Origin of the sequence: Streptomyces sp. NPDC048483 (assembly GCF_040651455.1) — a bacterium.
Taxonomy (GTDB): Bacteria; Actinomycetota; Actinomycetes; order Streptomycetales; family Streptomycetaceae; genus Streptomyces.
In genome coordinates, this window is sequence record NZ_JBEZJZ010000031.1 from 40,681 (window position 1) to 53,508 (window position 12,828).

16 protein-coding genes are annotated in these 12,828 nt (G+C 70.4%); 13 read left to right on the forward strand and 3 right to left on the reverse strand.

What is annotated here, in order from left to right:
* Window positions 1-10: 10 nt before the first annotated feature.
* The 5 genes from AB0D04_RS18415 to AB0D04_RS18435 all read left to right on the forward strand — a co-directional run bounded on the left by AB0D04_RS18415 (window position 11) and on the right by AB0D04_RS18435 (window position 4,345).
* Window positions 11-1,231, forward strand: coding sequence for a Cmx/CmrA family chloramphenicol efflux MFS transporter (locus tag AB0D04_RS18415; protein ID WP_362704184.1), 1,221 nt, complete (start codon window positions 11-13; stop codon window positions 1,229-1,231).
* A 420-nt stretch (window positions 1,232-1,651) separates the two neighbouring features.
* On the forward strand, window positions 1,652-1,786 hold the full coding sequence (locus AB0D04_RS18420; protein ID WP_362704122.1) for a lasso RiPP family leader peptide-containing protein: 135 nt from the start codon (window positions 1,652-1,654) through the stop codon (window positions 1,784-1,786).
* A 33-nt stretch (window positions 1,787-1,819) separates the two neighbouring features.
* A complete protein-coding gene (locus AB0D04_RS18425) occupies window positions 1,820-3,655 on the forward strand; it encodes a lasso peptide isopeptide bond-forming cyclase (RefSeq protein ID WP_362704124.1) in 1,836 nt (611 codons plus the stop codon).
* Window positions 3,639-3,890, forward strand: coding sequence for a lasso peptide biosynthesis PqqD family chaperone (locus AB0D04_RS18430; RefSeq protein WP_362704125.1), 252 nt, complete (start codon window positions 3,639-3,641; stop codon window positions 3,888-3,890). Before AB0D04_RS18425 ends, AB0D04_RS18430 begins: the two co-directional genes overlap by 17 nt.
* The gene (locus tag AB0D04_RS18435) at window positions 3,887-4,345 is read left to right on the forward strand and encodes a lasso peptide biosynthesis B2 protein (RefSeq protein WP_362704127.1); all 459 of its coding nucleotides are present in this window, start codon (window positions 3,887-3,889) and stop codon (window positions 4,343-4,345) included. The genes AB0D04_RS18430 and AB0D04_RS18435 overlap by 4 nt, the downstream gene beginning before the upstream one ends.
* A 66-nt stretch (window positions 4,346-4,411) precedes the next feature.
* On the opposite strand, the gene AB0D04_RS18440 is transcribed toward AB0D04_RS18435, so the two are convergent.
* Window positions 4,412-5,104: a VC0807 family protein gene (locus tag AB0D04_RS18440; protein ID WP_362704186.1), complete on the reverse strand. Its 693-nt coding sequence runs from the start codon at window positions 5,102-5,104 to the stop codon at window positions 4,412-4,414.
* A 527-nt stretch (window positions 5,105-5,631) separates the two neighbouring features.
* Between AB0D04_RS18440 and AB0D04_RS18445 the strand changes: the two genes are divergently transcribed.
* The 7 genes from AB0D04_RS18445 to AB0D04_RS18475 all read left to right on the forward strand — a co-directional run bounded on the left by AB0D04_RS18445 (window position 5,632) and on the right by AB0D04_RS18475 (window position 9,428).
* Window positions 5,632-6,447, forward strand: a complete 816-nt coding sequence (locus tag AB0D04_RS18445) for a hypothetical protein (protein ID WP_362704128.1) — start codon at window positions 5,632-5,634, stop codon at window positions 6,445-6,447.
* A gap of 118 nt (window positions 6,448-6,565) precedes the next feature.
* On the forward strand, window positions 6,566-6,898 hold the full coding sequence (locus AB0D04_RS18450) for a hypothetical protein (protein WP_362704130.1): 333 nt from the start codon (window positions 6,566-6,568) through the stop codon (window positions 6,896-6,898).
* Complete coding sequence (locus AB0D04_RS18455; RefSeq protein ID WP_362704132.1) at window positions 6,895-7,377, forward strand: hypothetical protein; 483 nt, start codon at window positions 6,895-6,897, stop codon at window positions 7,375-7,377. The genes AB0D04_RS18450 and AB0D04_RS18455 overlap by 4 nt, the downstream gene beginning before the upstream one ends.
* 77 nt (window positions 7,378-7,454) lie before the next feature.
* Complete coding sequence (locus AB0D04_RS18460) at window positions 7,455-7,991, forward strand: hypothetical protein (protein ID WP_362704134.1); 537 nt, start codon at window positions 7,455-7,457, stop codon at window positions 7,989-7,991.
* Between the two features lie 59 nt (window positions 7,992-8,050).
* Entirely contained in the window at window positions 8,051-8,461 is a 411-nt protein-coding gene (locus tag AB0D04_RS18465; RefSeq protein ID WP_362704136.1) for a hypothetical protein, read from the forward strand.
* A 21-nt stretch (window positions 8,462-8,482) separates the two neighbouring features.
* Window positions 8,483-8,932, forward strand: a complete 450-nt coding sequence (locus tag AB0D04_RS18470; RefSeq protein WP_362704138.1) for a hypothetical protein — start codon at window positions 8,483-8,485, stop codon at window positions 8,930-8,932.
* Between the two features lie 73 nt (window positions 8,933-9,005).
* Window positions 9,006-9,428: a hypothetical protein gene (locus AB0D04_RS18475; protein ID WP_362704141.1), complete on the forward strand. Its 423-nt coding sequence runs from the start codon at window positions 9,006-9,008 to the stop codon at window positions 9,426-9,428.
* Window positions 9,429-9,441: 13 nt separating this feature from the next.
* Here the strand turns inward: AB0D04_RS18475 and mnmA are convergent, their stop codons facing one another.
* Window positions 9,442-10,572: a tRNA 2-thiouridine(34) synthase MnmA gene (gene mnmA / locus AB0D04_RS18480; RefSeq protein ID WP_362704143.1), complete on the reverse strand. Its 1,131-nt coding sequence runs from the start codon at window positions 10,570-10,572 to the stop codon at window positions 9,442-9,444.
* Between the two features lie 59 nt (window positions 10,573-10,631).
* Here mnmA and AB0D04_RS18485 point away from each other — a divergent pair, with 59 nt between their 5' ends.
* Window positions 10,632-11,405, forward strand: coding sequence for an N-acetylmuramoyl-L-alanine amidase (locus tag AB0D04_RS18485; RefSeq protein WP_362704145.1), 774 nt, complete (start codon window positions 10,632-10,634; stop codon window positions 11,403-11,405).
* Between the two features lie 134 nt (window positions 11,406-11,539).
* Here the strand turns inward: AB0D04_RS18485 and AB0D04_RS18490 are convergent, their stop codons facing one another.
* Window positions 11,540-12,709, reverse strand: a complete 1,170-nt coding sequence (locus tag AB0D04_RS18490; RefSeq protein WP_362704189.1) for a cysteine desulfurase family protein — start codon at window positions 12,707-12,709, stop codon at window positions 11,540-11,542.
* Window positions 12,710-12,828 lie beyond the last annotated feature (119 nt).

Sequence of the window (12,828 nt, forward strand, 5' to 3'; positions counted from 1 at the left end):
CGCGCGCGCTGTGCCCTTCACCGTCCACCTGCTCGCCCTGGCGGCCTTCGCCCAGGGCACCTCGGAGTTCATGTTGTCCGGCCTCGTCTCGGACATCGCCCATGACCTGCACGTTTCCATCCCCGCTGCGGGCGCGCTGACCTCGGCGTTCGCCGTCGGGATGATCATCGGCGCCCCGCTGATGGCGATCCTGAGCCTGCGCTGGTCACGCCGTCGCGCGCTGCTGACCTTCCTTGTCGCGTTCCTGCTGGTCCATGTTCTCGGCGCGGTCACCACCAGCTTCGCCGTACTGCTGGCCACGCGGGTCGTCGCGGCGCTGGCCAATGCCGGCTTTCTGGCCGTCGCGGTGGCCACCGCGACCGGATTGGCGGCCCCGAATGCCAAGGGCCGCGCCACCTCCGTCCTGCTCGGCGGCGTCACCCTCGCCTGCGTCGCGGGTGTCCCGGCCGGTGCCTGGCTCGGCCAACTGTGGGGCTGGCGCTCGGCGTTCTGGGCCGTGGCCCTGGTGTCCGTACCGGCGATCATCGCCATCCTCGCCTCCGTACCGGCCGACAGCGGCCCCCACCGCCCCTCCTGCGCCCCCACAAGCGCACGCGCGGAACTGCGCACACTGCGCAACCTCCGCCTCCTCGTCACCCTGCTCCTCGGCGCCCTCGTCAACGGCGCCACCTTCTGCGCCTACACCTATCTCGCGCCGCTGACCACCACCGTCACCGGCCTCACCCCTGCCTGGGTACCCGCGGTGCTGGCGCTCTTCGGCCTGGGCTCGTTCCTGGGCGTCACCGCCGGCGGCCGCTTCGCCGATACGCGCCCCGTCCCCTTCCTCGTCGCCGGAGCGTCGGCCCTGCTCATCGGCTGGATCGCCTTCGCCCTGACGGCCACGGTCCCGACGGCGACGGCCATGCTCGCCCTCCTCCAGGGCGCCCTCTCCTTCGCCGTCGGCTCCACGCTGATCTCGCAGGTCCTGTACACGGCAACCGACGCACCGACCCTGGCCGGCGGGTACGCCACCGCCGCCTTCAACGTGGGCGGCGCACTGGGCCCTTGGCTCGGCGGCCTCCCCGTCACCGCCGGTCTCGACTACCGCGCCCCCCTGTGGGTCAGCGCCCTGCTGGTGGCGGCCGCACTCACCCTCGCCGGCGCGGCCCAGGCACTACGCCGACGCCCCACAGCCCGCGCCCGAGCCATCACCGAACCCGCCGCCCGGCCCTGCGATCACCTCACCGATTGACCCACCGTCTCGATGGGCCCACCGCCATGGGCATTGCTGCACCGCCTTCCTCAAGTGGCCGAAATTCTGCGGGAGTTACCGCCGATCCCCTCTCGCACCTCCTGGCGGCGCGGCCGTCCCGGCCGGCTCAACCGGCCGACCCACTCCCCGCGAGCCCGCGCACCCGAGGCACCGGCGCCGCCGGGCCCCCGACCCGTCCACAACCGCCCAGCCGGTAGCGCCAATTTTCCTATGTCCTATGCCAGTTGAATCTCCACAGAACCAATCGCCGCTCCCACCAGCGACATTGCCTCGGAATGCAGCCGTCCGGATCGGACACTACGGAAGAGATCGTAAAAAAGTTCGATCAATTCCCCCGCCCGGGTGTTAGCTTGTGACCGGTAGTCGGATGACTGCCGGTTTGTACCTATGGAGGTTGTTATGGGCGAGCAGACCGAGCTGTCGAACGTGGAGCCGTACGCGCCCCCGATGCTGGTCGAGGTCGGGGAGTTCAGCGAGGACACCCTGGGCTTCATCGGCTGGGGCAAGGACATCTTCGGCCACTACGGCGGCTGATCGTCGACAGCTGACTCTCAGGAGCATGCAGAGATGACCGGTGCTGGGTTCGTGGTCCTGCCGGACACGGCGTCCGCAGCCGAGGCTCGCGCGGTGGCGCCCTGGGCGGCTCCGCGGGTGCACTCGCATGCGTCAGGGCGCCCTTGGCTGGTGGGGCGGTGGTTGCCCGGAGAGATCCAGGTGGCCGCCGTGGGCCCGGTACGAGTGGCGGTGATCGGGGTCTGCCCCGTCACCGCCACGCGGTTGTCCGAACTCACCGCGCGGGTGCGGACGGTGTCCGATGTGGACGCCCTGGCGGCGGCGCTGCCGGGCTCCTGCCATGTGATCGCCTCGGTCGACGGGCAGCTGCGCGTCCAGGGCAGCCTGACCGGACTGCGCCGGGTGTTCCACACCCAGAGGAACGGCCTGACGGTGGCCGCGGACCGCGCCGACGTACTGGCCGCAATGACCGGCGCCGGAATCGACGAACGCGCCCTGGCCGTACGGGTCGCCTGCGGAGGCCTCGTCCCGTCTCCGCTCAGCGACCGGCCCCTGTGGAACGGCATCTCCCCGCTGGCCCCCGACCACTGTCTCGTGTGGGACCGCGAACGCGCCCAAGAAGTGCGGTGGTGGCAGCCGCCCGCCCCCGAACAGCCGCTGTCGGCCGGAGCACAGGCCGTACGGGAAGCGCTCACCGCCGCCCTGCAGGACCGCGGACCGGCCGGGGGCCGGCTGAGCACGGACCTGTCCGGCGGTATGGACTCCACCTCCTTGTGCTTTCTCGCCGCCCGTAACGTCCCGGACCTCTTGACGTTCCGATGGGGCGAGGCCGAGGCGGGCAACGACGACGCCGCCTTCGCCGCCCTCTCCATCGGCTCCCTCGACCGGGCCGAGCATGTGGTGGTGCCCCCCGCGGAGCTCCCGCCCCTGTTCGCCGACGCCGGCGTGCCGGTGGACACCGAGGAGCCCTACCCCTTCGTCCGCACCGCCGCGCGCACGCGGCACACCGCGCAGCTGCTCGCCGACCGCGGATCGCACCGTCATCTGGCGGGCCACGGCGGGGACGAACTCTTCACCCCCTTCCCCGGCTATCTGCACCAATTGCTGCGGCGCCGTCCGGTGTCCGCGGTCCGGCACGTCCGCGGATACGCCGCCCTCAAGCGCTGGCCGCAGCTGCACACCCTGGCCGCGCTGGTGCGCCCCGGTGACGAGGCGGCATGGTGGCAGGCGCAGGCCGATCACCTCACCGACCCGCCGCTGCGCAAGCGCCGCCCCAGCCTGGGCTGGGGCCTGTGGCCGTTGCGCGCCCCGTCCTGGGTCACCGGCACGGCGGTCGAGGAGGCCCGGAACGCGCTGCGGCACACCGCGGGCACCACGCGACCGCTCTCCCGCGACCTGGGGCAGCACCAGTCGCTGCTCGCGGTGCGCACGAGCGCCCCCTGGTACCGCTTGCTGGCCCGCCCCTTCGCCGACGCCGGCGTCCAGCTCGACTCGCCGTTCTTCGACGACCGCGTCGTCGAAGCCGTACTGGGGGTCCGCGTCCACGAACACTCCGGCCCCTGGCGCTACAAGCCACTGCTGGCCGACGCGATGCGCGGCATCGTGCCCGAGACGGTGCTGGGCCGCGGCACCAAGGGTGAGTTCAGCGAGGAGGCAGCCACCGGCCTGCGCCGCAACCTGCCCGCGATTCTGGAGCTGTTCGCCGACTCCGCACTGGCCGCCCACGGCCTGATCGACCCCGACGAACTGCGCACCCGCCTGCTGGCCCCCCAGGCGGACAACACCATGGGCATCGCCCTGGAACCCCTGATCGGCTGCGAAACCTGGCTGCGTGCCGCCACCCGACCCACCCCTGCTTGGAGGTTCGACGCCCATGCGTCTGCATCCTGACGTGGTCTCCACCGACACCGACGACGGCACCGTGCTGCTCAACGAACGCACCGGACGGTACTGGCAGCTCAACGGCACCGGAGCCCATGTGCTGCGCCAACTCCTCGACGGCCACGGCCCCGACGACATCGCGGCCGGCCTCGCGGAGCGGCACCGGATAGACCCCTCCCTGGCCGAGCGCGACGTCACCGCCGTGATCAACCAACTGCGCACCGCGGAGCTGGTGATCGCGTGAGCCTGTCCGTCGCGCTGGCCGAACGACGCCGACTGCCCCCGCACCGCCGTTTGGTGCCCCTGCTGGCGGTCGGTATCGCCCGCCTGCTCGCCAGGGCCAAACCCGCCCGGCTGCGCACCGTCCTCGAGTTCGCCCGCCGCGGCGCCGCCCCGGCCACGGCCGACCAGGCCCTCGCGGCCCGCGAAGCGGTCGTCTCGGTCAGCCTGCGCTGCGCCGGCCAGGGCTGCCTGCAACGCTCCATCGCCACCGCCCTCCTCTGCCGCACCCGCGGCGTCTGGCCCACCTGGTGCACCGGCGTACGCACCCACCCCTTCGCCGCCCACGCCTGGGTAGAAGCCGACGACCACCCCATCGGCGAACCCCACCCCAAGGGCCACTTCAGACCGCTGATTTCCATCCCCCCAGTGCAGCGGGGCGAGTCGGCCGACGGACGGGCCCCGGCAGCCGGCCGATGAGGTCGTACGGCCCTGTTGGCACCACCGCGTCGAGGAACACCTGCCGGGCGACGCCGCTCGACGGCGTCAGAGTGAGGCCGCAGCCGACTTCGCATCGGCCTCAACCACCCCAGCCTCAGCGCCACTTGTGTTGTTGGTGCGTTCGACCTCGGCCTTGACCATCTTCTCCATCGGGTCGGCGGAGCTTCCCCCTGCGGCGAGCATCGCCACCAGGATCGCCACCACCGTCAGCACCGTGCCGAGCCAGACCATCGTGTGTACGGGAAGCGTGTACGCGCCGATGACCTTGAGGACGCACTCGGTCAGCAGCACGCTCCCCCATATCGCCGAGAACCTCCGCTCGGCCTGCCGGAACCGCTCGGAGCCCGCCATCAGACGGTCCCACGCGGCGTTCCCGGCCGCGCTCCCCTTCGTCACCCAGGGCTTGAGGCCCGCGGTCATCAACGGCCGCTTCGTGCGCACGGAGAGCAGGACCGCTATCCCGACGACGCTGCTCACGGCACTGTCCTTGGCCAGCATCAGCCGCGGATCGCCGGCCACCGCGCTCATCGCCAGCCCCACGACGTTGACGATCAGCATCAGCAGCGCCAGGCCGTTGACGCCCCGGCTCCTGACCAGTCCCCACACCGTGCGCACCGCCGGCACCACGCTGCTCCAGCCCAGCGCCGCCACCGTGCTCAGCCCGAAGCCGTCGCTGAGGATGTAGTACGAGGCCACCGGAATCCCGGCGTCCACGATCAGCGGCGTGAAGCTCTGCAGAATCGGGTTGCGGTTGCCGCTACCGTCCCCGTTGCCGTTCCCGTTGCCGTTCTGGCTCGCGATCCGACTCTGGCTCTGACTCACTGTGGACTCCCCCGAGTTGGGCTGTGAACTACTGCTGCTTCGGCTTTCTTCCGACGCATTCAGCATCGATCACGACCACGCCTCGGCAACAGAAGCGACTGTCCCGACTTATCCATGACATTTGTCAGATCCGGGCGATGCGAATCACATACACGCAGGTCACACCGGACGCCGCCCGAGCGGATACCGGTGGGGCGGTACCAGGTGCCACTCCACCGCCCGCCGGTGAGACGGCCGACAACCAAAGAACCCGGGGAGAGAACCCACCCACCTACCGCCGCCCCCAACTCCTCACCCCATCGGGTGACTTAGGACGGAAATCGTCCGGAATGCGGTTACGCTCGCCGCAACAGCGCACCACCACATCTGCACACGGAAACGGCCCCCGGCGGGACTGCCATCCCAACCCGAGGGCCTGATCACGAGGAAGAAAGCCCTTCCCGATGACTTCAGCGCAGTCTAACGCGCCCACGCGCGTCTCCAGCGGCGTCACACACATCCGCGCCCGCCAGACCTCCCACTTCACCATCCTCGCCAACCGCCTTGCCCAGCGCGCCGGTAGCGCGGTCACGGTCGGCATCGCCGCGTACATCCTGTCCCTCCCTGATGGGGCACCGATCACCATTCAGGCGCTGTGCTCGCACTTCGCCGAGGGCAAGATCGTGATCTCGGCGGCATTGCGCGAGCTGGAGAACGAGGGCTGGCTCGAACGCCGCCTCGAGCGCGGGCCGCGCGGCCACATCGTCACGCGGACCTTCGCGTACGACCTGCCGGGAGCGATGGCGGAGGAGACGGCCGACACCGGCAGCGACCTCCGCGCGGCGGAGCCGGAACCCGAGACACAGGCGGAGCCCGCCACACCCTCGCAGCCGGAGACGGACCCCGTCCCCGAGGCCGCCGACCTCCTCGCCCGTCTCCACCACCGCGACCGCCGCCTGCTCCTCTCCGAGCGGGAGATCGCCGCACTGGCCCCGGCCGTCACCGAATGGCTCGACCGCGGCGTGGCCCCACAGGAGATCACCGCCGCCCTGACCGACCGCCTCCCCGATCCCATCCACCGCCGCCCGGCCCGCCTGCTGGCCCACCGCCTGGCGTCCCTGCGCCCACCGGTCCGTACGAGCGCGCCACCGGAGCCCGACCGCTCGCTCGTCATCCCTCTCCAGAACTGCGACGGCTGCGATCGAGCCTTCCGCGCCGCCCGTCCAGGGCGCTGCCGAGGCTGCCGGGCCGCTTCGGCAGAGGTGCGAGCAGCCGCCTGAGCGGCCCCCCTCCGTTCCCCGGCGCGATCCGGCCAGGCCACTGGCTCGGAAACACAATTCCACTGCACCGGTCGTTCGCTCGTCTGTACGGTGAGCAGAAGCTGGAGGGGGAACAGCGATGGGGGATTTTGGTGGAGGTCAGCGCGGCTATGTCGCTGATCCCGACGCCATCAAGAAGGCCGGCGGCAAGGCGCTCGACATCCGGCAGGATCTGCTGGATGCGGCCAAGCCGACGTGCACCGCGACGCATCGCGCGGCGGCCGGCGTGGACGGCTGGCACAGCGAGGACCAACTGAAGAACACCGCACGGCTGTGGGAGCAGCAAACCGCCGCACTCGCCGAGCGGATGGGGCGCACCGGCGGGATTCTCCAGCACAACGCCGAGAACTACCGGACCGCCGAGGCCGCCAACACCGGCGCCATGAAGGCGGTGGACAGCCCGTGGGGATGACGGTGAGGCAGCTCGAACAGGCCGATGCCGACCTGGTCCGGAAGGCATCGGAGGCGTGGGAGGAGCAGGTCCGCGCCCTGAAGGGCCTGGTTGAGCGCTACCGGACCGAGGTCAAGGACACGGCCGAGAAGAGTGGCTGGCAGGGTCCCGCGTACGAGGCCGCGCGCAGCAACTGGGTCGAGGAACTCACCCAGCTGGAAAACGCCCAGGCGGAGGCCGACGGCATCAGGCTGGCCCTGGTCATGGCCGTGGCCGACATCCGGGCGGCACAGGAACTGCTGCGCACCGGCCTGAAGCCTGCCCGTGAGAACGGGGTGCCGGTCGCTCCGGACGGATCTCTGGAGCTGCCACCGTCCATGCTTGACGATCCGGCTCTGATCAGCGGCCCTCTGGGGGACGAGCTGAGAGCAGCGCAGGCGCAGATTCACGATGCGCTCCGGATGGGGGAAAGGCCGACGAGCGGATCGCCTGGGACCTGAAGGACGATGGCGGTACGCACAAGAACGCCTTCAACGAGCGGGTGCACAGGGGGCGGAGGCTCAGCCCCCAGGAAATATTGCGCAAGTATCAGGTCACTGACGACCCGGACGGCATGACCACGTACTTCTTTGAGGACGTCACTCAGGGCGAGGCGGACATACTCTCCGAACTGAGCCCCGGCGAGAAGGCCGACTTCATGGACATCAGGGACCAGGCATGGGCCGAGTGCGAGGCGCGATACCCCGACGACGAGCAAGACGGCCACATGGACGCCTTTCGGCACACGTACTGGAATGCGCTGATGGCTCAGAAGTACGGCGTGGACTGGGCGGAGCGTTACGGAAATGCACACGAGCGAGTGCCAGGTAACCCGGCGGACCGTGAAGCGATGGATCTTCACAACAACGATCTGGGGCGCCGCATCGCCATGGAGAACCCGACGGCCACTCCAGCCCAGCTGGCCGAAAAGGTGCAGGCCGCAGTGCAACAGGGGAGGACCGTAGTGATGGACCGGGAGGGAAGCCTGGTTCCCAGTGACAAGGTGCGAGTCGACAAGAACGGCCACAGCAATGGGGTTGCGGGCGCGCCTGACCAAGGTGGGGACCCCAGGTGATCCGGGGCAGAGGGGCCAGGGCAGGGAAGCTGCCAATGTTGGGCACGCGGAAGAGAAAAGTGACTGCCGTGCTGGTCGCGGCCGTCACGCTGGGCGCCGCCTGGTACATGCTCCGGGAACCGGCACTGGTAAGCACCACAGACAAAGCCCTCCAGAAGAAAGTGCATGCGGCGATCGAGGGCGATCCGGTGCCACTGAACAAGATGACCGGCTTCGAATGGGACCGGCTTCAGGTGTTCGCGCATGACACCAGCGACGGCGACATCTCCGATGTGGTGGGCGACCGGGTCGAGTGGGATCCCGCCGTGTCGTCGTACTCGGGGCCTTCGCTGTGGGTGTTCAGCAAGGACGGCGAGGCCGTGCGGGCCGTGCAGATGGAGACCGGCGCGCCTGATGACAAGCCGAGTTGGTCGAGGAAGGTGAAGGTGTCCGGGGGGCCGAACCGCAACATCTTGCATTTCGTGGAGTGACCCAGGGAGGGAAAGCTGCCGATGCTGGGCACGCGGAAGAGAAAAGTGACCGCCGTGCTGGTCGCGGCCGTCACGCTGGTCGCCGGCTGGCTCGTGTTCCGAGAGCCGGCACTCCTGAGCACCACAGACGAAACCCTCCAGAAGAAAGTCGACGCTGCCATCGAGGGCAAACCGGTGCCCCTGGCCAAGATGACCGATTTCGCGTGGGACCGGCTGCAGCTGTTCGCGCAGTACGACCATGACTACTTCACCGGTGATTGCGAAATCTCCGATGCGGTGGACGACCGAGTCGAATGGAAGCACGCCACGACGTCGTTCTCGGGACCTTCGCTATGGGTGTTCAGCAAGGACGGCGAGGCAGTGCGGGCCATACAGATGGACACCAGCGTGCCTGAGGGCCAAGCGAGTTGGTCAACGAAGGTGAAGGTCTCCGGGGGGCCGAATCACAATGTCATGCACTTCGTGGAGTGACCGCCCCCGCGGTGAGCCAGGACGGGGAAGCCAGGAGGGGAAGCTGCCGATGTTGCACACGCGGAAGAGAAAAGTGACTGCCGTGCTGGTCGCGGCCATGACGTTGGGTGCCGCCTGGTTTGTGTTGGAGCCGACACTGGTGAGCACCACGGACGGAGCGCTCCAGAAGAAAATGGACGCGGCGATCGACGGTGATCCGGTGCCCCTGGCGGCGATGACCGATTTCGCGTGGGACCGGGTGCAGGTGTTCGACGAGTACGACTATGACTCCCTCACCCGCGACTGGGAAATCTCCTATGTAGTGGGCGACCGGGTCGATTGGGAGCCCGCCACAACGTCGTACTCGGGGCCTTCACTGTGGGTGTTCAGCAAGGACGGCGAGGCGGTGCGCGCCGTGCAGTTGGACACCAATGCGCCGGAAGGCAGGACGAGTTGGCGCAAGGGAGTGAAGGTGTCCGGGGGGCCGCACCACAATGTTCTGCATCTCGTGGAGTGACTGATCGCGCGGACTATGCTTCCGCCCCCACCCGCCGCTCCGTAGTGGCGATCGTCGCCGACCCGACCACCCTGCTCCCGTCGTAGAGGACGATCGCCTGGCCGGGGGCCACGCCCCGGACCGGCTCCGTGAAGGTGACGCGGAGCTCGGTGCCGTCCACCAGGTCCGCCGTGACCTCGGTCTCGCCGCCGTGGGCGCGGAGCTGGGCGGTGTAGGTGGCGGGGCCGGCGGTGGGCGGGCGGCCGCACCAGCGGGGGCGGATGGCGGTGAGGGCGGTGACGTCGAGGGATGCGGCGGGGCCGACGGTGACGGTGTTGTCGACCGGGGAGATGTCGAGGACGTAGCGCGGCTTGCCGTCGGGGGCGGGGTGGCCGATGCGCAGGCCCTTGCGCTGGCCGATGGTGAAGCCGTAGGCGCCTTCGTGGGTGCCCAGGACCGTGCCGGACTCGTCGACGATGTCGCCCTCGGCGGTGCCCAGGCGCTTGGCGAGGAAGCCCTGGGTGTCGCCGTCGGCGATGAAGCAGATGTCGTGACTGTCCGGCTTCTTGGCGACGAACAGGCCGCGGCGGGCGGCCTCTTCGCGGATCTCGGCCTTGGTGGTGAGGGTGTCGCCGAGCGGGAACATGGCGTGTGCCAGCTGGCGGTCGTCCAGGACGCCGAGGACGTAGGACTGGTCCTTGGCCATGTCGGAGGCGCGGTGGAGTTCGCGGGTGCCGTCCTCGCGGAGGACGACGGTGGCGTAGTGGCCCGTGCACACCGCGTCGAAGCCGAGGGCCAGGGCCTTGTCCAGGAGGGCGGCGAACTTGATCTTCTCGTTGCAGCGCAGGCAGGGGTTGGGGGTGCGCCCGGCCTCGTACTCGGCGATGAAGTCGTCGACGACGTCCTCGCGGAAGCGCTCGGCGAGGTCCCAGACGTAGAAGGGGATGCCGATGACGTCGGCGGCGCGGCGGGCGTCGTGGGAGTCCTCGATGGTGCAGCAGCCGCGGGCGCCCGTACGGAACGACTTCGGGTTCTCGGAGAGCGCGAGATGCACGCCGGTCACGTCGTGGCCGGCCTCGGCGGCGCGGGCGGCGGCGACGGCGGAGTCGACGCCGCCGGACATGGCGGCGAGTACGCGGAGGCGGCGGGGGGCGTCATCAGTCATAGCCAGTCCAGGGTAAGGGGTGCGGGTCGGGGGGAACTGTCGGCGGGAGGGAAAGCGTTGTGCGGGGTGTGGGGAACAACGGGGATATCGGGGGCAGCGGCGATGCCGGGAGCAGCGGCGACGGCAAGGACAGCGGCGGGTCGGCCAGGGTTTCGCGGCGGCGGGTGTTGTGGGTGGGGGGTGTGGGAGCGGTGACGGCCGGGGTGGCGGCGCTGGGGGCCACGGGTGAGCTGTCTCACTGGTGGTGGCGGCTGCCGGGGAACGACCGGCCGCGCAAGCCGGGGGCCGTCGATTACCGGGGCGCGCAGTGGGTCGCGGCGTCGCCGGAGAACTACCGGCGGGCGGACCGGCCGGCGGATTACGAGATCGACCGGGTGGTCGTTCATGTCGTCCAGGGAAGTTTCGCGACCGCGCTGCGGGTCTTCCAGGATCCGGGACACGAGGCGGCGGCCCACTACGTCATACGGAAGGACGGGCAGGTCGCGCAGCTGGTGCGCGAGCTGGATGTGGCGTTCCACGCGGGAAACCGGGGCTACAACGAGCGGAGCGTCGGGATCGAGCACGAAGGGTTCGTGGACCGGCCGGAGTCGTTCACGGATGCCATGTACGCCTCATCGGCGCGGCTGACGGCCCGGATATGCCATCGCTACGGGTTCCCGGCCGACCGGGAGCACATCGTCGGGCATGTGGAGGTGCCGGGTACGGATCACACCGATCCGGGGCCGCACTGGGACTGGGACCGGTACATCGGGCTGGTGCGCGCTGCGCTGGCGAGGCTTGTGGCGGACGAGCAGGCCCGGCGGGGCGGCGGGCGGTCGGCCGGCACGCGGTAGGCGGTGCGGTCGGCCGGCACGCGGTAGGCGGTGCGGGCGGACGGCCCTCAGCGGCCACCCGGCCCTCCCGGGCCGCCTGGTCCCCGCCGGCGCGCGGGCCGCCCGCCCCGGGCCTGCCCCTGGGCCGACAGGCCCTAGCTCAGACCCGCAATCCGGGCCCGTTCCACCACCGGGCCGATGGCCTCGGCCACCGCTGCCACGTCCTCCGCGGTGGAGGTGTGGCCGAGCGAGAAGCGCAGGGTGCCGCGGGCGAGGTCCGGGGACATGCCGGTGGCCAGGAGGACATGGCTGGGCTGGGCGACGCCGGCGGTGCAGGCGGAGCCCGTGGAGCAGGCGATGCCCTGGGCGTCCAGGAGCAGGAGGAGGGAGTCGCCCTCACAGCCCGGGAAGGAGAAGTGGGCATTGGCGGGGAGGCGGCCCGCCGGGTCGGGGTCACCACCGAGGACGGCGTCGGGGGCGGCGGCGCGTACGGCCTTGATCAGGTCGTCCCGCAGGGCACCGATGTCGCGGGCGAATTCCTCGCGGTGGGCGACGGCATACCGGCCGGCCGCGGCGAAGGCGGCGATGGCGGGGGTGTCGAGGGTGCCGGAGCGTACGTGGCGCTCCTGGCCGCCGCCGTGCAGCACCGGCACGGGGGCGTACTGGCGGCCGAGGAGCAGCGCGCCGATGCCGTACGGGCCGCCGATCTTGTGGCCGGAGACGGTCATCGCGGCGAGCCCGGAGGCGGCGAAGTCGACGTCCAGCTGGCCGAACGCCTGGACCGCGTCGGCGTGCAGGGGGACCTCGAACTCGCCTGCCACCGCGGCCAGTTCCTGGACGGGCTGGACGGTGCCGATCTCGTTGTTGGCCCACATGACGGTGGCGAGCGCGACATCGGCGGGGTTGCGGGCGAGGGCCTCGCGCAGGGCGTCGGCGTGCACCCGGCCGTAGGTGTCGACCGGCAGCCATTCGACGGTGGCGCCCTCGTGCTCGGCAAGCCATTCCACCGCGTCCAGGACGGCGTGGTGCTCGACCGGGCTGGCCAGGACGCGGGTACGGGCAGGGTCGGCGGCCCGGCGGGACCAGTACAGGCCCTTGACCGCAAGGTTGTCGGCCTCCGTGCCGCCCGCCGTGAAGACGACTTCGCTCGGGCGTGCGCCGAGTGAAGCGGCGAGGGATTCGCGCGCCTCCTCGACGGTACGCCGGGCCCGCCGGCCGGCGGCATGCAGGGAGGACGCGTTGCCGGTGACGGTCAGCTGGGCGGTCATCGCCTGCACCGCCTCCGGGAGCATCGGAGTGGTGGCGGCGTGGTCGAGGTAAACCATGGTGCGCACGATTCTACGAGGAGGCGCATGGAAGGTCGGGGGCGCATGTCCGGCGCGCGGGAGCGCCGTGCTCCGTGGAAATCCTGGACGCATCTGTAAGTAGTGTCTAGCCTGACACT

What these genes read in the sequence shown, in the direction of transcription:
- AB0D04_RS18420 (WP_362704122.1), top strand. Translation starts at nt 1,652, where the DNA reads ATGGGCGAGCAGACCGAGCTGTCGAACGTGGAGCCGTACGCGCCCCCG.
- AB0D04_RS18425 (WP_362704124.1), top strand. Translation starts at nt 1,820, where the DNA reads ATGACCGGTGCTGGGTTCGTGGTCCTGCCGGACACGGCGTCCGCAGCC.
- AB0D04_RS18430 (WP_362704125.1), top strand. Translation starts at nt 3,639, where the DNA reads ATGCGTCTGCATCCTGACGTGGTCTCCACCGACACCGACGACGGCACC.
- AB0D04_RS18445 (WP_362704128.1), top strand. Translation starts at nt 5,632, where the DNA reads ATGACTTCAGCGCAGTCTAACGCGCCCACGCGCGTCTCCAGCGGCGTC.
- AB0D04_RS18450 (WP_362704130.1), top strand. Translation starts at nt 6,566, where the DNA reads ATGGGGGATTTTGGTGGAGGTCAGCGCGGCTATGTCGCTGATCCCGAC.
- AB0D04_RS18455 (WP_362704132.1), top strand. Translation starts at nt 6,895, where the DNA reads ATGACGGTGAGGCAGCTCGAACAGGCCGATGCCGACCTGGTCCGGAAG.
- AB0D04_RS18470 (WP_362704138.1), top strand. Translation starts at nt 8,483, where the DNA reads ATGCTGGGCACGCGGAAGAGAAAAGTGACCGCCGTGCTGGTCGCGGCC.
- mnmA (WP_362704143.1), bottom strand. Translation starts at nt 10,572, where the DNA reads ATGACTGATGACGCCCCCCGCCGCCTCCGCGTACTCGCCGCCATGTCC.
- AB0D04_RS18490 (WP_362704189.1), bottom strand. Translation starts at nt 12,709, where the DNA reads ATGGTTTACCTCGACCACGCCGCCACCACTCCGATGCTCCCGGAGGCG.